Annotated in this window: 15 protein-coding genes; 4 read left to right on the top strand and 11 right to left on the bottom strand. The window is 63.0% G+C overall.

Annotated elements, in window-relative coordinates; all coding sequences use genetic code 11:
• Nucleotide 1 precedes the first annotated feature (1 nt).
• Nucleotides 2-1,033 (bottom strand): matrixin family metalloprotease, encoded by a 1,032-nt coding sequence (locus tag ABFX19_RS13840; RefSeq protein ID WP_346028630.1) that lies wholly within the window; start codon nucleotides 1,031-1,033, stop codon nucleotides 2-4.
• A gap of 201 nt (nucleotides 1,034-1,234) precedes the next feature.
• Here ABFX19_RS13840 and ABFX19_RS13835 point away from each other — a divergent pair, with 201 nt between their 5' ends.
• Nucleotides 1,235-1,885, top strand: a complete 651-nt coding sequence (locus tag ABFX19_RS13835) for an SDR family oxidoreductase (RefSeq protein ID WP_346028629.1) — start codon at nucleotides 1,235-1,237, stop codon at nucleotides 1,883-1,885.
• Nucleotides 1,886-1,955: 70 nt separating this feature from the next.
• Here the strand turns inward: ABFX19_RS13835 and ABFX19_RS13830 are convergent, their stop codons facing one another.
• From ABFX19_RS13830 to ABFX19_RS13805, 6 genes are all read right to left on the bottom strand, one after another.
• A complete protein-coding gene (locus ABFX19_RS13830) occupies nucleotides 1,956-3,650 on the bottom strand; it encodes a nuclease-related domain-containing DEAD/DEAH box helicase (protein WP_346028628.1) in 1,695 nt (564 codons plus the stop codon).
• Nucleotides 3,643-6,858 carry a UvrD-helicase domain-containing protein gene (locus tag ABFX19_RS13825; protein ID WP_346028627.1) on the bottom strand — a complete coding sequence of 1,072 codons (3,216 nt, stop codon included), beginning with the start codon at nucleotides 6,856-6,858 and terminating at the stop codon, nucleotides 3,643-3,645. The genes ABFX19_RS13830 and ABFX19_RS13825 overlap by 8 nt, the downstream gene beginning before the upstream one ends.
• The gene (locus ABFX19_RS13820; protein ID WP_346028626.1) at nucleotides 6,855-9,581 is read right to left on the bottom strand and encodes a PD-(D/E)XK nuclease family protein; all 2,727 of its coding nucleotides are present in this window, start codon (nucleotides 9,579-9,581) and stop codon (nucleotides 6,855-6,857) included. Before ABFX19_RS13820 ends, ABFX19_RS13825 begins: the two co-directional genes overlap by 4 nt.
• A gap of 93 nt (nucleotides 9,582-9,674) precedes the next feature.
• Complete coding sequence (locus ABFX19_RS13815) at nucleotides 9,675-10,388, bottom strand: endonuclease/exonuclease/phosphatase family protein (protein ID WP_346028749.1); 714 nt, start codon at nucleotides 10,386-10,388, stop codon at nucleotides 9,675-9,677.
• A gap of 173 nt (nucleotides 10,389-10,561) precedes the next feature.
• The gene (locus tag ABFX19_RS13810) at nucleotides 10,562-11,323 is read right to left on the bottom strand and encodes a maleylpyruvate isomerase family mycothiol-dependent enzyme (RefSeq protein ID WP_346028625.1); all 762 of its coding nucleotides are present in this window, start codon (nucleotides 11,321-11,323) and stop codon (nucleotides 10,562-10,564) included.
• Entirely contained in the window at nucleotides 11,320-12,021 is a 702-nt protein-coding gene (locus tag ABFX19_RS13805) for an HAD family hydrolase (RefSeq protein ID WP_346028624.1), read from the bottom strand. The genes ABFX19_RS13810 and ABFX19_RS13805 overlap by 4 nt, the downstream gene beginning before the upstream one ends.
• 123 nt (nucleotides 12,022-12,144) lie before the next feature.
• Between ABFX19_RS13805 and ABFX19_RS13800 the strand changes: the two genes are divergently transcribed.
• On the top strand, nucleotides 12,145-12,507 hold the full coding sequence (locus ABFX19_RS13800) for an Asp23/Gls24 family envelope stress response protein (protein WP_056550403.1): 363 nt from the start codon (nucleotides 12,145-12,147) through the stop codon (nucleotides 12,505-12,507).
• 40 nt (nucleotides 12,508-12,547) lie between these two features.
• Here ABFX19_RS13800 and ABFX19_RS13795 read toward each other — a convergent pair whose 3' ends face one another.
• Nucleotides 12,548-13,153 (bottom strand): cysteine hydrolase family protein, encoded by a 606-nt coding sequence (locus ABFX19_RS13795; protein WP_346028623.1) that lies wholly within the window; start codon nucleotides 13,151-13,153, stop codon nucleotides 12,548-12,550.
• 218 nt (nucleotides 13,154-13,371) lie between these two features.
• Here ABFX19_RS13795 and ABFX19_RS13790 point away from each other — a divergent pair, with 218 nt between their 5' ends.
• The gene (locus ABFX19_RS13790; RefSeq protein ID WP_346028622.1) at nucleotides 13,372-14,721 is read left to right on the top strand and encodes an MFS transporter; all 1,350 of its coding nucleotides are present in this window, start codon (nucleotides 13,372-13,374) and stop codon (nucleotides 14,719-14,721) included.
• Nucleotides 14,722-14,804: 83 nt separating this feature from the next.
• Here the strand turns inward: ABFX19_RS13790 and ABFX19_RS13785 are convergent, their stop codons facing one another.
• Nucleotides 14,805-15,593, bottom strand: coding sequence for a DUF4386 domain-containing protein (locus tag ABFX19_RS13785; protein WP_346028621.1), 789 nt, complete (start codon nucleotides 15,591-15,593; stop codon nucleotides 14,805-14,807).
• A 122-nt stretch (nucleotides 15,594-15,715) separates the two neighbouring features.
• On the opposite strand from ABFX19_RS13785, the gene ABFX19_RS13780 reads away from it, so the two are divergent.
• Entirely contained in the window at nucleotides 15,716-16,384 is a 669-nt protein-coding gene (locus ABFX19_RS13780; RefSeq protein WP_346028620.1) for a TetR/AcrR family transcriptional regulator, read from the top strand.
• A gap of 378 nt (nucleotides 16,385-16,762) precedes the next feature.
• Here the strand turns inward: ABFX19_RS13780 and ABFX19_RS13775 are convergent, their stop codons facing one another.
• On the bottom strand, nucleotides 16,763-17,545 hold the full coding sequence (locus ABFX19_RS13775; RefSeq protein WP_346028619.1) for an alpha/beta fold hydrolase: 783 nt from the start codon (nucleotides 17,543-17,545) through the stop codon (nucleotides 16,763-16,765).
• A gap of 78 nt (nucleotides 17,546-17,623) precedes the next feature.
• Nucleotides 17,624-17,980, bottom strand: coding sequence for a hypothetical protein (locus ABFX19_RS13770; RefSeq protein WP_056550394.1), 357 nt, complete (start codon nucleotides 17,978-17,980; stop codon nucleotides 17,624-17,626).
• Between the last annotated feature and the right edge of the window lie 12 nt (nucleotides 17,981-17,992).

Below are 17,992 nucleotides of genomic sequence, written 5' to 3'. Positions count from 1 at the left end.
CTTAGAGCTCCGGCACACACGGCCCTGCGCCGAGCTTCGCCAGACCGGCAAGATCCCCGTCTGCGAGGGTGGTCAGCTCCCGGGTCTCCTCATACATGAGCTGGTTCGGATCATCCACGTGGTCGAGACCGAGCACGTGCCCCAACTCGTGGATGACGATGGCCCTCACGTGGTCGCGCCCGCCCGGATACCCGAGGATCTCGGTCATGGCCGGCGCATCGAGCATCACCTGACCCGCCACGAGAACTATGGGCTTGTCCGGACGCTGCGCTACCTCACTGCCGCCGAGTCCCGCTGTGGGACCGGCGAGATCCGGCGCCTCGGCCGGGCTGGTCCACGTGATCAGGACCGGTGCCCAGCGCTTGCCGTACAGCTCAGGTTGGTAGGAGTCGCGGCTCTCAGGGCTTGGAGCTTCGGTTGTTGGTCCGTCGAAGACGAAGGTAAGCCCGGTCGCAGCGGCCACCTCGGCAACGGCTTCCTGAACGATCCCCTCGGTTCCAGCCGGCGCAAAATCGGGACGGATCACATAGTGCACGGGCCGGCACGGGTCATAGGCGACAAATTCCTGCCGGAGGCCGGGGTACTCAAACAGCTTGTACTGAGCAGAACCTGTCGACGGCGGCGGCGTCCCCAGCGGCGCTGCTGCTGCTTCCACACCGCGCGGCGGCACGTTGGACCAGGGCAGATGTGGAAGTACATCCGGGAAGATGTCGCGCTCGAAGACGGTGGGAGTCAGATAGAGGGCAAGAACAAACGCGATGAGCACCCCGGTGCGGACCCGCAGCTTACGGACTGAAGACCGCTCACGACGACGGCGGCGGCGCTCTCCCCGAACCCGCCTCCCGCCGTTCTCAGCTGCGTACGCGCGAAGCTGTTCGTTCAGCGCTTCCTCAAGTGCCCATTGCGGAACGCGCCCCGAGCTGGATTGCCGCATCCCGCCCGACGACGGTGGCACTGACGACGACGGCGACAGCCTGCCCGACGACGGCGGCACGTCATCCCTCCGGGACCATTCGCGGTCCAGTACCCCCATGTGTGTGTCTCTTTCTCCTAGGGCAGGCCTTCCCAGAGTCAGTTTTCCCTACGGATTGTGGCTCATCTCCTGTTTTGGGCCAATCCTGCTGAAAAGCTGCGCGGCGGCAACGCCCAATCCCCGGTGGCCGGCACCCTGTTGGAATGCCCAGCGGTTTCGTGGTGTTGCCAAGGACAAGACACCCAACGAAAAGGAGCGGATATGTCACGCATTGCCATCATTGGAGGCCACGGGAAAGTGGCGTTGCACCTGTCGCGGATCCTGTCCCGAGCCGGTCATGAAGTCAGCTCGATCATTCGCAATCCCGATCAGTCAGCCGACATCGAGGACACAGGAGCGAAGCCGGTGATCGCGGATGTGACTCAGTTGACGGTGGGCGAGCTGGCCGACGTCGTGCGTGGGCATGATGCGGTGGTGTGGTCCGCGGGTTCGGGCGGCAGTAGCCCTGAGGCAACCTACGCCATCGACCGGGACGCCGCGATTCGTTCCATGGATGCCGCGAAAGAGGCCGGCGTCAACCGCTACGTAATGGTTTCCTACATCGGCGCGCGCAAGGATCACGGCGTACCCGAGGACAACGGGTTCTTCCATTACGCGGAGGCGAAGGCTGCGGCAGACGAGTACCTGCGCGGGACTGACATCGAGTGGACCATCCTCGGCCCGGGCGCGCTGACCACGGATCCCGGCAAGGGAACCATCGAAGTGTCGGCCGAGCCGCAGCAGGATTCAGTGGCCCGTGAGGACGTGGCGCAGGTGGCTGCATCGGTGCTGAACAACCCGGGAACTGTTGGGAAGTTTATCCAGTTCAACACCGGCGAAACCCCGATCGCGGAGGCACTTGAGGTGGTGTGACCCCGCCGTCGTTCTTTTGCTTGTGCTGCCCCTGTGCCCCTGTGGTGCGGGGGCAGTGCTGTGTCTGAGTTCACCCGCCCACCACCGGGTTCCACACCTCGCATGTCCGAAGAGCCTGAGCGAGCTCCCTGCCGCCGCCCTGGGCAATGAGGTCTGAATTGCCCACGATGATCAGCAAACTACGCGCCCTCGACATGCCGACATAGAGCTGCTCGGCTGCCCGCTCCAGGTTCTTGAATCCGTCTACGCAAAGAATGACTACTGATCGCTCGAGTCCCTTGAAGCCGAGTACATGGCCATAGAACTCGGCTTCCTTCGCGTGGAACTCGTTCCAGTACTCGAGGGTGGTGCCGCCTTCGTGGTGCTGCAGGTGAATGGGGTGCCGATGGTTGGTGGTCAGCAGCGCTATCTGGTTTGCCGGCCAGCCCTCGTCGATCAGCGCGTCCACGCAATCCGAGGCGCGGTCCAGGGCCTTTTCCGTAGTACAGTCCACGCGCCGCACCGGCATCCCGGTGTTCCCGCGCGGGGTGAAGTGCTTACCGGCCAGGGGTTTGAAGGTCAGGGCGATGCGGCGGGTGTTGCGGAGATTGTCGTCCACATGAATCGGCACCAGGCCGGCCAGCGGTCCGTTGGTGAAGTCAGCGGTTCCGCCGCTGCGGTGGTAGACATCCTGCCGGTCGTCCATGAAGGCGTAGATCTCGCTGGAGTGCGGATCCTTCAGGCACTGGAACAGTGCTTCCCACCACAGCGGCGCAAAGTCCTGAGCTTCATCCACAACTACGGCGTCAAACTTCTGGTCCATCAGAAGGTGAGCGGCCCTGTCCTTGAGAAGTTGAGGCATCTCCTCGTCAAAGTAGGACTGCCCTTCTCCGTCCGGCACCCCGAGGGACCGCACATATTCGTGAAACTCTCCGGTGAACGCCGGTTGTCTCTGCCGCCAGGAGCTCACCTTGTTTTGCAGGTGCATTCCCAGGCCCTTGTTGTAGCAGAAGACCCCAACTCGTTTGCCTGACTTACAGAGCTCCTGCGTCTTGGCGAGGGCAAGCCACGTCTTGCCGCTGCCGGCGCCCCCTGTGAAGCGGATGCGTGGGATATCCCGGGTAGCGGTCAGCAGGGTGTCCTGCCGCTCGGTCAACTGGTCCTGCAGGTCTTCGCTTTCGGCGGTGTTCGCGCTGTCACTGGGCAGGGAGTCGAATGTTCCTTCCAGCTTCCGCACAATCCGTGCCAGGTACGACGCCGCCAGCGGCGTTGCGCCGCTGGCTTCCGTTTCGATAGCGGACCGGATTTTCTCGGCTGCTCCGGTCAGGTCCTCTCGATCCAGAATCAGCGTCCGCGGAGCTCCGCTGAGCGTCCAGTCGCGGGGTACGGAGGTGTAGGGAAGGCAGGCCATGTAGGCGAAGCGGCTGGTCAGCACGTTGCCCAGCTGCCCGCCGATCCACTCCTGGAACGCATGCTTGGAGCCCTGGGATTGCACCAGCGGGCTCTGGATCGGATGTTTCCCGGAGCGGTCCGACTGGTACCACTGCCCCTTGTCCACACTGACCAGGCCACCCTTGACCTCGATGGCTGCCATGCCGACTCCGGGCCACAGGACGAGCAGATCGATCTCGTGTTCGGAGCTTCCGTGCCGTACCTGAACCGAATGCGCCAACACCACGCCATCCGGCAACGCTGCCTTCAGCACCTGCCAGACGGCCCGCTCGGCCGACTGGCCATCATCGAAGGTGGGCTTCTCTGGGATGCAGTGGACGGTGTGCTCAGTCAATTCTGTACACCTTGCCGAGGGCCGGCAGGTGGATCAGTGTCTCGATGACCGGCTTTCCGGTCACATCGAGGAGTGCCTGACGGTACGTTTCCATCTGCCCGAGGTTTTCCTTGCGGATATGTTTCGCCGGATCCTCACCGGGGTAGCTCTTGTGGTCGATCAGGACAAAACCCTCGGGCAGCTCAATGAGCAGGTCGATCCAGCCTTCCATGTACTGGTTCTGCTCAGTACGCCAAGAGATCGGCACCTCTCGGAGGATCGACGCTCCCGGATACATCGACGTCAGATATTCCGCGAACCGGTCGCCCGAGGTGAGGAGCAGTTCGACGTCGATGAGGTCGCCCACCTGCCAGCGGTCAAGAATCTGCTTGGCGACCCCGAGCTGCGCGGCACGATCGAGCGCTGTGTACTCCGTGCCGAGGTACGCGTGGACGGCCGAACCCACGGAGGCCCATCGTTCGTCTCCTCTGGTGGCCAGCGGGTCACCGAGGTTCGCGTGCTCATGAATAAGTGCGTCGGCGTCGGTCCCGTTCGTGGTTGTCTGGGCGCTCGCCTTGATTCGCGCGGGCAGATAGGACCCGGCTAGGGGAGCGGCAGCGGCGTCGTCGTACTGGATAGATGAGGCGGAGGTGACGCTCTCCGGTGCGTCCTCTGCAACGTAGGTCTGCACATACGCCGGCAGTTCTTTCCCGTTTACCGTGATCACGCCGTCATGCTTCTCGCCCGACCACTTGATCAGGCCGGTGATGCCGAGGTCATTCAACCCAAGCGGCGAGCTGCCCTTTGCGGTGAGGACGGTGGTGTTGATGGACCGGGTCATGCCCACATACATGAGGCGCGCTGCGTTGCGGCGTTCGCGGTCCTCATTGGCCATGAGGACGGCGCTCGATTTCGCTGCGGCATCCAGCGGTGAGCCCTTGTACGGGAAGGGAGAGGGCCAGAACCGGATCCAGCGTCCGGCAAGAGGTTCATCGAGGTCGAACTCGCCGTCGGACTGCACCGCCACACCGAACGCACGGGCGCCCACTTCGCGGTCCAGGCTCTCCATAATGACCACCGGCCACTCGAGCCCCTTGGCCTTGTGATACGTCATCACATTAACGACGTCGTCACCTGAGTTGTCAGAGGCAACAGCCTCCGATTCGGACAGGAACTGCAGTGCACCGCGCAGGGTTGCCGGGGACTTCAGCGCCTTGGCGGCCTCGTAGTAGTTGTTGAACTCGGCACGCACAGCATCGAGGTTCCGCAGGCGCGTCTCGGGGGCAGACCAGGTCTTCAGCAACGCCGGGAGGCCGATGAGGCTGACCACCTCTTCGAACACCTCAGTGGGCGTAGACGCGATGGCCCGCTCATTCAGCTCCGTGAGCGCTGTACAGAGCGGATCGGCAGCCCATTGCGCGAGGGTTTCAGCAGGCTCGGGCGAGGCCAGCAACGCCTGCTGCCACTTTTCATGTGCCCGGTGCCCCGGATGCAGGGCAACAACCTCACTGAGTGCGATGGTGTCACGTGCGTCGGCAACGAAGGCCAGAGCGGCCCGCGCCAACTGCACCTCACGGGAACTCAGCAGCGGCTGGCTGTTGAGCGTTGCCCGGATGCCGAGTGCGGACAGCGCTGCTGCCACTGCCTGCGCTTCCTTATTGGTGCGCGTCAGCACGGCGATCTCTTTCGGTTCCAGCTCCGGACGCCGGCGCAACAGGTCAACGACACCGACGGCGGTTGCCGCAAGCCGCTCTTCGTCTTTCCCCGCTGTCCGGCTCCACGCTTCCAGGAACCCGCCGGTGCAGTCGGCACGGGCGTCCGGCAGACGGAGCTCCACGGACTCGCGGCTCATCCCAACGGCTGCCAACAGAGGGATGAACGTTGCGTTGGACAGGTCGAGGGGAACCTGTTCAGACCTCCAGGAGCTGCTCAACATCTCACGCTGGGTCACCTTGGAGACCACCGCATCCATCAGCTCAGGATCGGTTCCGCGGAACTCGTAGATGGCCTGCTTGGGGTCACCCACCCAGACGGCGCGATCCACGAGCCTGCTGAGCTGCAGGAAGAGTTCAAGTTGAAGGGGACTGGTGTCCTGGAATTCATCCACCACCAGGAACTGCACCCGCTGCGAGAAGGACTGCCTGAACGCCTCATTCTCACGGACGAGTTTGAGGGCCAGGGTTTCCTGGTCAACGAAGTCCATCAGGCCGTGGGTGTGCTTGAAACGCTCGAACGCTTCGAGGCATTCAGCCGCACACGCGTAGATAAGCCGGATGAACTGCTCAATGTCATCGTGGAACGCCGGATTGCTCAGCAGCTCTTCGGAAAATGCGGCGATCGGCTGCTCGAAGATGGTTTTGATGAGCTTTGAGGACGCGGCCGGAACAGCGCCGCGCCATTGCTCCCAGGAGACGTCCTCGACGTCCCCCATCGAGGTGATCCGGTGGACAACCTTGGGCCAGTTCTCCGCGAAGTTCTTGGCTGCCACATTGACGGGTTTGCCGGCGGGGTCGACGCCGTCACGCACCACGGCCTGAAGTTCCGGCAGCGCCAGGCGGAGGCCGTCCAGCCAGGCTTGCCTGCCGTCATACGTCCCGCGCTCCTCCAGGACGCTCTGGTAGCCCTGCCAGGAACGTTCGGCACAGGCAGCAAGGTCCTGTGGTTGCAGGAGGTTGTTGCGGGCCGCATCGCAGATACCGCGGACGAGCACCATCCACGCGTCGTCCTCCACCATGCTCATTCTGCGTGCGATCGGCAGGATCTGGTCCGAATAATCGGCAAGCACTTCGTCCGTAGCGAGCCGGAAAATGCCGTCCTGCTCTCCCTCGGCGATCGCTTCAAGGGCAGGAGAAAGCCCGGCGTCGATGGCGTATTCGGTGAGGAGCCTGCTGCAGACGCTGTTGACGGTGCCGATGAGGCTTGTGGACAGTTGCTGTGCTGCTTCCTTCAGCTTCAGGGGATCCGGCACGCTCGAGTTGTCGGAGCTGAAACCCTGTTCGCCGGAGTTCTGAGCGCCCGATCCGTGAGCGCCCGAGCCCTGATCGTCCAGCAGCCGCAGAGCTATGCGTTCCTTGAGCTCACCGGCCGCTTTCTTGGTGAAGGTGGTCGCCATGATGGCAGCGGCAGGTGTGCCGCCGGCGATGCGGTCAGCAATGACGTTGGTCAGCGCATGCGTTTTCCCGGTGCCGGCGCTCGCCGAAATCATCAGTACGTTGCTGAGGGTGTTCATGAGAAGTCGCCCGCCAATCCGCAGAGCCTGCTGAAGTGGCAGAACCGGCAGGGTGGTTTGCCATAAAAACGCCCGTCCGCCGTTGCCCGGGCCTCACCGGTTTCCCCGCCGTCAGCCTCGCGGGCTGTGTCCACCAGCGGCGTTGCTGAGATACGGCCATGAACTACTTCCGAGACAGAGAAGGTTACCGCTTTCACTGCGGAATCCCACAGGGCGTCCGGTCCTTCGGCTGCTGTTGCCGATCCGCCCAGCCCCGGGTGGGTGGTCGCAAAGCTGCCTTGCTTGAGCAAGTAGTAAGCGGCGGGTCTGCCCACGCCATCCGATCGATTCCCGTCGGTCGGCGCAGTTTCGCTGACATCTCCTTCGGTTTCCCCACCGAGCGCCCACTGGTACAGCGCCAACTGGAGGGCCTTTCCCTCGCGTACCTCTTCCAGACGGTACTTGTCCCGGTTGCTCCATTTCAGGTCAATGACGGCAGGCCTGCCCTCGCCGTCTATCCCCGCGACGTCGATGGAGCCTCTCACCGGAACCGACATCTGCTTTCCGTCCACGGTGAGTTCAAGGAACTTCTCGAACGGCTTCTCGACGTCCTGGATGGTGATCCCGGCAGCGCTCACCGAGGTGAAGAACTTCATCACGTTGGAGGACAGCACTGCGCGCAGATTCTTCAGCCTTGCGCTTTGCCCTGGTAGGAGAAGCTCCGATGCGAGGTGCGGCAGGAGTTTGTCGATCTTGCGGTCGATTTCCTCGGGCGTGGGGACGGCGCGGAGTTGGGCTGAGAGATCGTGATGCAGTTCCTCGACCAGCTTGTGCGCGAGGATCCCGATCATGGTGTTGCCGCTCGGCGCGCTGTCGGCATCCGCGGGCCGTAGCCGCATTTTCTTGTCGAGCACCCAGGCCAGGGAACATCCCAGCAGGTTGCCGAGCTGGCTGAAGGACAGCGCGTCAGGGGCGAAATCAGCGCGCGGCTCCAGCTCGAACTCAGGAGGCGGCGGCGCTACGCGGACGGGATCGACGGGGCCCATCCGCGCCGACCGTCCTGCCAAGGCCCAACGGTTGTTCTGGACCAGTTGCACCGGTGTCACAGTGCATTCCCTGATCTGCTCGCGTAGCGATGGCCCCGAACCGGTTGCGGGCTGTGCGGCGACCAAAGCCTCAAGCAGGGGATTGTTCTCAGTGGGCTCGCCTTCCTGCTGGGCAGTCTGGACGATTAGAAGGTTCCGGCAGCGCGTCGAGGCCTGGACTGTCTGGGTGATCTGCAGCATCGCCAGGCTCTCGGGTGAGGGCAGGTGCACGCCCACCGAAGAGAGTGCCTCAATATCGGAACGGTCCCAGCGACGCGTTCGTGGCGCCGTAGCGTTCTGGAATCCCCACCACAGGACGTCATCCACTGGATCCATCAGCTCGGTGAGGTGCTCAAGCCGCAGCCAGTCGGACGCTTCGCTGGCTGCAAGCGGATTGGTGGTTTCCGCCACGACCGAGGAGATCATCCGCCGAAGGTCCGTTCGGGACACCAACGGCAGGCCGGAAATCAGGGCAATCAGCGTCTGCAGCTGCGCGTAGGTGGAGGCCAACTCGGTGCGATGACGAGCGAGCCGATTGAGCCGTTTTGCAAGCCATTCGGTCTTTGCCGCAATCTGCGTACCGCTGACACCGTGGTGCTCGATCAGGAGATTCCGGGAGAATAGCTCGTCGAGCTCGGAGGCCTGTTCCCTGTCACAGTCGGGCAGCTCTGCGATCGCCTGTAACCCCGCGCTCCACGCTTCGCCACCGGTTCCCGGCTCCGCCTTCAGCGCTTTGAGGAGTTCGCGGCCGGCATCACGCCGAACGGGCGATACCGGCAGCGACAGGAATTCACTGAGCAACTGCACATTCGCCGGACCCCAAATGATCTCCATGAAGAGCGGGATGATCTGGTCCTGTGCTCGCCAACGGGATCTGGCTCCGATGCCGATGCGCGGCAGTCCACGGGCGGAAAGGTAATGGTCCAGAATGTTGGTCTGGTGCGATACGACGACGGCGGTACTCGCCGCAGTGCCCGCAGCGCCCGCGCTACCGCTACCGCTACCGCTACCGCTACCGCTACCGCTACCGCCGGCACCCAACCACCGGGCAGCGTGCTCTGCGGCTTCCCACTCAGTTTCCGCGTGCAGAACCGTGATGCGTGGTGGCGGCGCTGCGGTGGGTTCCGGCTCCACGATGCTGACGCCGCGCACTTCGAGCTTCCCGAGAATCGCCTGCCAAATTGAGGGAAAGGAGGACCGCGGGTGCTGCAGCGCAACGGCTGAGATGCCGAGCGGAAGTGGAGTTTCCAGGGCAGCCGTCAGCCCGGCGACGTCGTCAGCAAGTGCCGGAGCAAGCGGAAGTTCGACCGCCTCGGCCGCCGCCAGAGTCTGCAACAAATTGGAGGGATGGCCTGCGGGAAGACGGCCGTCCCAACCGTTGGCCACCAGGTCATCCCGCGCATAGAGGAGATCCTGAGCGGTTGACCATGGGTCCACGGCAAAGGAGGTCGAGAACCACGCTGACGAACTGTCCAGTGCCCGCAAACGCGCGGTGTACTGGTTCACGCGCCCAAGGTGCGCGACTTCTGGCCGTGTGATGCCAAGCCTGGTCTGCAGCAGTGCCACAAAGCCGAGGCGGCCCACTCGTACGGTGTTCAGGCCACCGGATTGAAAAGACCACGGCGCGCGGTCGAGAAACCAGCCGAACTCAACCCTCATGATTGCCCCGCTCCCCGTGCCCGCCGTCGCGGATTGTGCTGCCTGAGCAGCTGTCCAGTGGAATTCTGAACGTAACAGCCGCTCCTGACAATTCTAGGCGGGCTGGATCTCGTCCTCCGTAGACGGCTCCTCGACGTTGGCCCGGTAGTCCGCGAGCACGAGGATCGGCAGGTGGTCGGACGCCCCACGCGGCAGGGTCTCCACCTTGTCGATTTCCAGTCCGCGCGACGTCGCAAAGTCGAAGTGTCCCCGGAAGACCATGCCGCGGGTGTAGGTTCGCCGGTCGCTCAGCGACAGATCGTAGCCGGATTCGTTCATGCGCTCGGTGAGTTTCTGCGTGAAAAACGGGTAGTTGAAGTCGCCGACCATCAAGGTGGCAAAACCGTCCCCCATGCTCAGGAGTTCGGCATGCGCGGCATTGATCTGATGTCTGCGCAGCGAATTAGAGGCCGTCAGGGGAGCCGCATGGAAGGACCCGGCCACGAGCGTGTTGTCCGTCTGCAGGTCGAGGAGCTTGACGCCGATCAGCCGCTCGTGTGCAGGCGTGAGCACACGGTCATGCAGGGACTTCTTGAGCGAGAAGGAGTCGGCACGGACCATGTCGAAGCGGTCGCGCCGATAATACATGGCGAGTCCCAGCCGGTTTTCCTTGGTGGCGGTTGCCATCTGCAGCCCACCAACGACGTCAGGCAGGTCCGATGCATCGCATTCCTGCAGGCACAGCAGATCCACCTCGTAATCCTCGGCGAGGGCTTCGAGCTCACTGCGCGCCTTGTGCTCACGAAGGTTGTAGCTGATGGTGCGTATCAGGACCGGACTCCTTTGGCGATTGACGGCAGCAGCAGGTTCAGTCTAAACACTTCCAGGCTCCGGAACCGCGTCAGGAGTGCCGCATCTGTGCAGGATCGTAGGGACGTCCCCACGATCCTGCACAACAACGGCGCCTTTGCGGAGCAACAGTCCTCGCTGAATCCGGCACTTCAGGTGGTGGCGGCCAGGCGCCGTCGTAGTTCTGCTGCCAAACCGGCGTCGCCAGCTTGAATGGGCAGCGGTTCGCGGCCCCAGAGCCACAACAGAATGTCGTTGGATTCCCCGCTGATACTGGCATCGGGGGAGGAGCCAGCCGCATCGGCGGAAATCTCGACGTCGTGAGGAAGCAGGAGAACCGACCAGGATGCACCGCCGCTTTCGAGGAGCAGATTTCCGGTGACCTCTGCGGGGCCGGAATCCGAGCCCGCGGACCGCCCGCGCTCGAACATGACGGTGAGCACCTCGTCGATCCCGTCGACTGCCAGCTCTGTCTCGACCGGCTGCGGATTGCCCAGGGCTGCTTCGAGGTCGTAGCGGTGGATCGAGGTCTCGTGCGTCAGTCGGCGAATCCAGAAACCCACGGTCTGATCCTCAGCCACCCACGATTCCGCAGGGTCCGAGGGGTCATGGGCATCGAATTCGCCAGTGATCCGCTGGTAGCAGGTCTCCAATATCTCGGCCGGACCCAGCTGCAGAATGTCCTCCGGAACCCAGCGGCCCTGCGGCTTGGCGCCGGTGCGGATGGTCTCGGCTTTCTGCAGGTACACGAGCGCGGTGTGCCGGACCAGCTGTTCGACATCCCAGTCCGGACAGGCAGGAATCCGGGCCGCGGCGTCGGCGGAGCGTGTGAGCTCCAGAAGCCGCGCGAAGTCCTTCTCCATCAGCTCCCGGTAGCGGGCAAAGGTGAGGGCGTAGGGATAATCGGGCTTCATCCGCCGGTTGCTTTCGCCAGTTCAGGAACCTCGCCGGCGAGGACGGCGTTCAACAGCTCCCGGACGTTCTCAAACACATAGGCCGCACCGGCGTCGCGCAGTTCAGCTTCGCTGGTTCCGCCGGTAGTGACGGCGATGGTGCGCATGCCGAGCTTGTTGGCGGCGAGGACATCCCAGACGGCGTCGCCAATGAACACTGCTTCTTCGGCCTTGAGTTCTCCGACGCCGAGCGCTGCTTCGAGGATGTCGGGGGAGGGCTTGCTGATGCCGGTGTCGGTTGCGGTGGTGGCGCCGGTGATCGCGTCATCCGCATCGATCACCTTCTTCAGGACGGCCAACTCCTCGTTGTTCGCGGAGGTGGCCAGCACGACGGCGAGGCCCACTTCCGCGCAATGATTCAGTAGGTCCCGGGTGCCGTCAAACGAGCGGATGGCAGGCCACTGAGCTGAGAACAGCGCCCCGTGGGTGTCCTTGAGCTCCTCATCCTGGCCGGTGTCCCGGCCCTCGCCGATCAGGTGCTCGATGAGGGTGGAGCCGCCCATCCCGATGGTGCGATGGATGCTGGCCATCGGAACGTCGTGACCGAAGCGGCGGAAGGCCTGCCACCACGCGAGGGTGTGCAGGTAGTTGGTGTCCACCAGCGTGCCGTCAACGTCGAACAGGACGCCGCGTACGCCGTCGTCGTGCGGTTGTGCCATTTTTCCACCTACATCGTCGTCGGGTGAGTCGCCGTGCAATAGGATGTGCTCCAATACGGGTGTATTGGCGGTAACTCACCAACAGGATCCCGGACTATCCACCTTGTCTCAGAAGGAATACCCATGTCGAGTTACTCCACCCAGAATCGTGCCCCATATCCGAGCGAACAGCCCTTCGCGGCCGCCAGCACCCGCCGGTCTCCGGGCATGAGCTATGCGGGGTCGGACTACGAGGGAAAGCGCGCTGCCCAACTGTCGCTTGCCTATGGCGTACTCGGGATGTTCCTGTTCTGGTTTGTCTTCGGGCCGCTCGCGATCAGCTCGGCGAACAAGGCTGAGCGGATGGGTGAACCGGCAGCCGGCGGGCGTCTGCTGGGGTGGGTCGCGATTATTCTCGGCGCGCTGAGCATCCTGCTCATCATCGGCTGGGTGCTGTTCTTCGCCGCCGCCTTCACGAGTGGATTCTCCACCGGTACCAGCGTCTGATTTTGAGGGCAGCAGTCACCGTTACCCGACTAACGCGTAGTCACTGACTCCCAACTGCGGCCGTCTGCGCCGGTGCAAGCAGGTCAGCTGTGTTCACGACGGCGGCAAACTCGCCGTGCAGGTTCACGGCAGTCATGCGGTAAATCGCGTCCGCTGAAACATCATCGCCATCCGGACCGACGCGGTTGAAGGTATGCGTGGCATCAAGCGCGAATAAAACCATGTAGCCCAGATTGCCTCCGACGCGGGCTGTGGTTTCGCAGCAGTGATTCGTGGTGATTCCGCAGATAACCAGTTCGGAGATGGCGTTCTCCTGCAGCCAGGCGTGGAGATCAGGGGTGCCGTGGAAGCTGGAGTTGACGCTTTTGTGTACCAGCAGGTCCGGTGTGCCGGTGATGAAGTCCTTGAACGCGTGTCCCGGATGGTCGGGGTGCAGGGGAGACTCCGGATCTGTGGAGTCGTGCCGGACAAAGACGACGGGACGGCCGGTCTCGCGCCAGTGAGTCAGGAGGGCGGCGATGTTCTCCTCGCAGGAGGAGTTGTTGCGTGTGCCCCAGTAGGCGGCGTCGTCGAACGCTTGCTGGACGTCAACGATGACGAGCGCGGCACGGTCACTGAGGGAGGGGGCGGAGTGGGTAGCGGACACGGTGCAACGATAGCAACCGTGCCAGGCATCGGAGCGGCTTGTGCCGAGGCTTTGACGCGGCCCCGGCCAGCGCCCTAGGCTGACATGAATCGATTCAATGTGAGCGCCGGCACAGGTTCTGTAACTCCTGTCCAATGCGCTCCTGCCGGTCACAACACGAAGCCATGCCGGGACGGAAGTTGCGGCTCCTTGCCAATGGCGACGAAGGAATATCAGCAATGAGTAGAACGCCCACCGAGGACGTCAGCCCGATCCGCGATTCCAGCGTCGGTCAGAGGAATCCCAAGAAGGCCGCGATGAGCGGTTGGATCGGGAGCGCGCTCGAGTACTACGACTTTGCGTTGTACGGGCTCGCCGCAACCTTGGTCTTCCCCGCTATCTTCTTCCCGTCCGAGAATCCGACGGTGGGAATTATCGCCTCCCTTGCCACCTACGCCGTGGGATATGTAGCCCGTCCGGTCGGCGCTGTGGTCCTCGGTGCGTACGGTGACCGGCACGGCCGCAAGCAGGTGCTGGTCGCTGCGATGCTGCTGATGGGCTTCGCGACTTTCGCCGTCGGTCTGTTGCCCACGTTCGGTCAGGTAGGTCTCCTCGCGCCCGCCCTGCTGGTGGTCCTCCGCCTGATCCAGGGGTTCGCGGTTGCAGGTGAGCTCGGCGGAGCCAGCGCCATGATCGTCGAGCACTCACCCGATGCCCGGCGTGGATTCTTCGCAAGCTTCAGCCTCCAGGGCACGCAGGTCGGGTCAATCCTGGCTACCGGCGTCCTGCTCTCACTCGCTGCCATCCTTCCGGATGCCGAGTTCGAGGCCTGGGGCTGGCGAATCCCGTTCCTGCTCAGCGCCCTGGTGATCCTCGCCGGTTACTACATCCGCCGTCGGGTGGAGGAGCCTCCGGCATACCAGGCCCAGTCTGCAAGCGGAGAGACAAAGCGCCGGTTCCCGCTGGTCGAACTGCTGCGCACGTACCCCTGGGTAGTGGTTCGCTGCATCATCATGACCTTCACCAATGTCATCGGTATGGCAACGCTAATTTTCGGCGTCGCTTATGCAACGCAGGATGGGTACGGCATTGGCTACTCAAGCGATGATTTCCTCTGGGTGACCCTCGTAGCCAACGTGGTCGCTGTGTTGACCATCCCGGCATTCGGCGCGCTGTCGGACAGGATCGGCCGGCGGACTCTCATGGTGGTTGGCGGGCTTGGCGGAGGCCTGCTGGCAGGAGGGTACTTGTGGGCCATCGATCAGAGGAGTTTGCTGCTGGTCTTTGTGTGCGTCGTGATCGTGCAGGGGCTCTTCTTTCAGATGTGGAACGCCACCTTCGCCACGTTCTTCCAGGAGCAGTTCCCCATGCGGATCCGCGTCACCGGTTTTGCGGTGTCGCAGAACGTTGGGCTGATGATCGCGTCATTCTTCCCGAGCGTCTTCACGGCCATTGCTCCGCCGGGTTCATCGAACGGGCCGATGGTTATCGGGCTGACTACGTTCGGTATCTGCGTGCTTGCCGCAGTGGCAACACTGCTGTCCCCTGACACCAGGAGCAAGTCGCTCGAAGACCTCGAAGGCTCCTAGACCAGCAAGGGCAGGATCTGCCCTTGCTGAACCACGGATGTTCACGGAACGTACGACGACGTCGCTGAAGTTATTGCCGCCTCTCACCAGGCCGGCGCTGGCGTCACTTGTGCCGGCAGCCGGCCCGCCACGCGCGGAGTGCGGACACCGATGATGAGTAGGTACAACACCATCCAGATTTCTGCGATGGCCGGCACAATGCCTAGGTAGCTATGAATCTGCGTTGCGAGTGCGGGAAACAGGAACGCGAGGGCAACATCGACCAGATAGCTGGCTGTGGCCAGGATGAGGATGATGCCAAGCGCCCTTGGGAATAGCTTCGATTTGATCACCAGGTAACCCAAGGGTGCCAGCCACAGCCCGAAGAAGACCTGTGCGGCGAGGATGCCGTAGTGCTGGATGTCCAGCAGCAGAAGCACCAGTGCATTGGACCCCAGCAGCCCGAAGACATCCGTATAGGAGCCGTTTGTTGTTACCTGGAGCGCCACATAAGTGAAGACTGCACTGACCGAAATGATGCCGGCGGCGACGATCACAGCCAACACCATGAGACGGCCCGCATGTTTGCCTGCGTGCTTGAGCAACAGGTAAAGCGTCACCGCCGTCAGGAGAAAGAAGACGGCGTCCACGAGGTGGGAAACGACGCCGATCCGCACGAGTGTGGGGTTCTCCGTCACGTTGCCGGCGGTTGCCGCCGCGTCACCGGCGACATAGAGGAAGGGGTCCATAAACCCCGCAGCGAAGCCGCCCGTGATTCCTACCAGGAGGTAGAACACTCCTGCAATCCTCGCAAGGCGCTTCGGTGACGCCGGCGTAAGCCTCGACGATGCCGGTGCCGGTGCCTCGGGGAGAACCCCGTGTGAATTACTCATAACCGTTCCTTTGGTGAATCCGTGAACAGTTTCACGGAATGTGTACAGCGTACACGCAGTAGTGTACTAAGTACACGAGAAGTAAGTGGGAATTTTCGATGGCCGACCGAAAAGGGGACGAGATGTCAGAAGCGAGCACTAACGCCGGGACACGCCGTCGACCCCTCACCAGGGAGCGCGTCGTTCAGGCTGCCATTGCGCATGCGGACGCTGCGGGACTGGAGGGACTGACAATGCGCCATGTCGCCAAGACACTGAACGTCGCTCCCATGGCCCTCTATCGCCATATCTCGCACCGGGATGACCTTATCGATGCGATGATCGACATCGTCTTCGGTGAGATTCCGGTTCCTCCTGTGCAGGGGGAGTGGAAAACAGCAATGCGGGAACGGGCGCTCTCGCTCCGGGACGCACTTGCGCGCCACCGGTGGGCGATCGGACTGATGGAGTCACGAAGGCGGCCTGGAGCTGCCAACCTGCGTCATCATGACGCGGTCATCGGCAACCTCCGTGGGGCAGGGTTCGATATGGCGATGGTGGCACACGCCTACTCGCTCCTCGACGGATACATTTACGGCTTCGCACTCACGAAGATGAGTATGCCCATCGATACCCCAGCCGAGTTCGAAGCGATGGCGCAGGACATGTTCGAGCCGTTTCCTGCCAATGAGTACCCAAACCTGGCGGCGTTCGTGACGGACCACGTTCTGCAGCCGGGCTATGACTTCGCGGAGGAATTCGAGTACGGCCTCGACGTGATCCTGGACGGACTGGAACGAGCCCTCAGTTAGAGCCGAATGCCCTTCGACGGTACCTTTGCGGCCTTCAATCCGGACATCAGCTGCCAGTGACGGACCAGTCGCGAGCGTCATGTGCTCGTCGTCGGCGGTAATAATCCCCAAAGCTATCCCGTGAGGGCAAAGGGAGACGAGAATAAACGGCAGCGGGATGTGATCTGGACGGAGATCTCCCGCGAGGCGGGGCCCGTTTCCCCCGATGTGGCCCCGCCGCCTCACTGCCTCCCTTCCCAAGGAATCAGCAAGCCCCGCGGGTGATGATTGTGCTGGGAGCGGCCGTCATGACCTGACGGACGTTCTCACCGGGCAGGGTCCGCTTGCTCAGCCTTCGGCAGCGGACCGGCCCGGTCACCTGTGCTCCTGGTCGAAGGCTTACCAACCCGTTGAATCCAGAATGAAGCGCGCGGCTTCCTCCGGCTGGTCCCAGTGGGGGAAGTGCCCGCAGTTCTCGAAGACGTGCAAGGTGGCGTCCGGGTAGAGCGACATGGCGACTGCCGCTTCGCTGAGCGGAGTCACCTTGTCCTGCCGGCCCCAGCCGAACGCGAGGTTTCCCTTGAGTGTGCCCTGCGGCGCACCCAGCTGCCGCGGCCCGTGTGCCAGTGACCTGCGCGCCTCATCGAGACTGGGGGAGGTACTGAATCCGCGAAGCTCCGTGAGCACCAGGTCCGGATCGAGTTTCCACGGAGCCGCCGAGAACTGCGCGAGCAGTGCGGTACGGCCGGCAGCCTGCTTGACCAGTGACGGCAGGATGGACTGGATCCGGCGCACCAGCGCGATGGACGCCGTGATGGTGCTGTTGAAGATGCGCACCTGGGTGTCATTCCAGAATCCACCGGGATCCAGCGCCACGACGTTGCCCGTGTGCCCGCGGCGAGCCATCTCGACCACCATGCGCGCACCCATCGAACTGCCGACAATGTCAGCACCCTCAAGGCCCTCCTCGCGAAGGAACCGTTCGACGGCGGCGGTCAGGGTGTCAATGGTCACCTCACCTGTGAGGGGCTCGCTCTTGCCGAATCCGGGCAGATCGACGGCGATGACCTCACGCTTTTCCTGCAGCATGGGAAGGACCGGATCCCAGTTACGGATGCTGGATCCGAGTCCGTGGACGAGGACAAGCGGTGTGCCGGAGCCGGTTCGTTCGGTGTTCAACATGTGGATCGTGTTCCTTCCGTCGCAAGGCTGTTCGTCGCACCAGGGCCTGTGGATGCCTCGCGTCAGGAGATGAAAGCTCTACCGCCAGAACACCGCAATGATGATGTTGAGCAGCGTCAGGCCGCCAATTACTCCCAGAATGGCGGACGGCACTGCGTCCTTCTTGCGGTTGATGAAAGCCAGTACGACGACGGCGACCATCACCAGGAGCTTCACTCCAATTTTGATGTTGTCGACTTCCGCCAGATCTCCGGCTTCGAGAACGCCGACCAGTCCCAGCCCGGAGACCAGCTGAAGCCAACTGCCGTGCATGATGCCCGGTGTCACCACGGCCCCGCCGGTACGCATGCTCCGAATCTGCGCGATGACGCCACCCAGGATGGCAGCAAGACCGACAAAGTGCAGAACGAGGAGCAGGTTGCGCAGGAATTCCATGGCACCAGCTTA

Origin of the sequence: Arthrobacter parietis (assembly GCF_039530425.1) — a bacterium.
GTDB classification, from domain to species: Bacteria; Actinomycetota; Actinomycetes; order Actinomycetales; family Micrococcaceae; genus Arthrobacter_D; species Arthrobacter_D parietis.
The sequence above is the reverse complement of the archived record's forward strand: the minus strand, read 5'-3'. Positions and strand labels throughout refer to the sequence as shown.

Coding starts and splice junctions, on each gene's coding strand:
- ABFX19_RS13810 (WP_346028625.1), bottom strand. CDS start 11,323: ATGAAGCCCGATTATCCCTACGCCCTCACCTTTGCCCGCTACCGGGAG.
- ABFX19_RS13835 (WP_346028629.1), top strand. CDS start 1,235: ATGTCACGCATTGCCATCATTGGAGGCCACGGGAAAGTGGCGTTGCAC.
- ABFX19_RS13785 (WP_346028621.1), bottom strand. CDS start 15,593: ATGAGTAATTCACACGGGGTTCTCCCCGAGGCACCGGCACCGGCATCG.
- ABFX19_RS13800 (WP_056550403.1), top strand. CDS start 12,145: ATGTCGAGTTACTCCACCCAGAATCGTGCCCCATATCCGAGCGAACAG.
- ABFX19_RS13770 (WP_056550394.1), bottom strand. CDS start 17,980: ATGGAATTCCTGCGCAACCTGCTCCTCGTTCTGCACTTTGTCGGTCTT.
- ABFX19_RS13780 (WP_346028620.1), top strand. CDS start 15,716: ATGTCAGAAGCGAGCACTAACGCCGGGACACGCCGTCGACCCCTCACC.
- ABFX19_RS13790 (WP_346028622.1), top strand. CDS start 13,372: ATGAGTAGAACGCCCACCGAGGACGTCAGCCCGATCCGCGATTCCAGC.
- ABFX19_RS13825 (WP_346028627.1), bottom strand. CDS start 6,858: ATGAACACCCTCAGCAACGTACTGATGATTTCGGCGAGCGCCGGCACC.
- ABFX19_RS13805 (WP_346028624.1), bottom strand. CDS start 12,021: ATGGCACAACCGCACGACGACGGCGTACGCGGCGTCCTGTTCGACGTT.
- ABFX19_RS13775 (WP_346028619.1), bottom strand. CDS start 17,545: ATGTTGAACACCGAACGAACCGGCTCCGGCACACCGCTTGTCCTCGTC.
- ABFX19_RS13820 (WP_346028626.1), bottom strand. CDS start 9,581: ATGAGGGTTGAGTTCGGCTGGTTTCTCGACCGCGCGCCGTGGTCTTTT.
- ABFX19_RS13840 (WP_346028630.1), bottom strand. CDS start 1,033: ATGGGGGTACTGGACCGCGAATGGTCCCGGAGGGATGACGTGCCGCCG.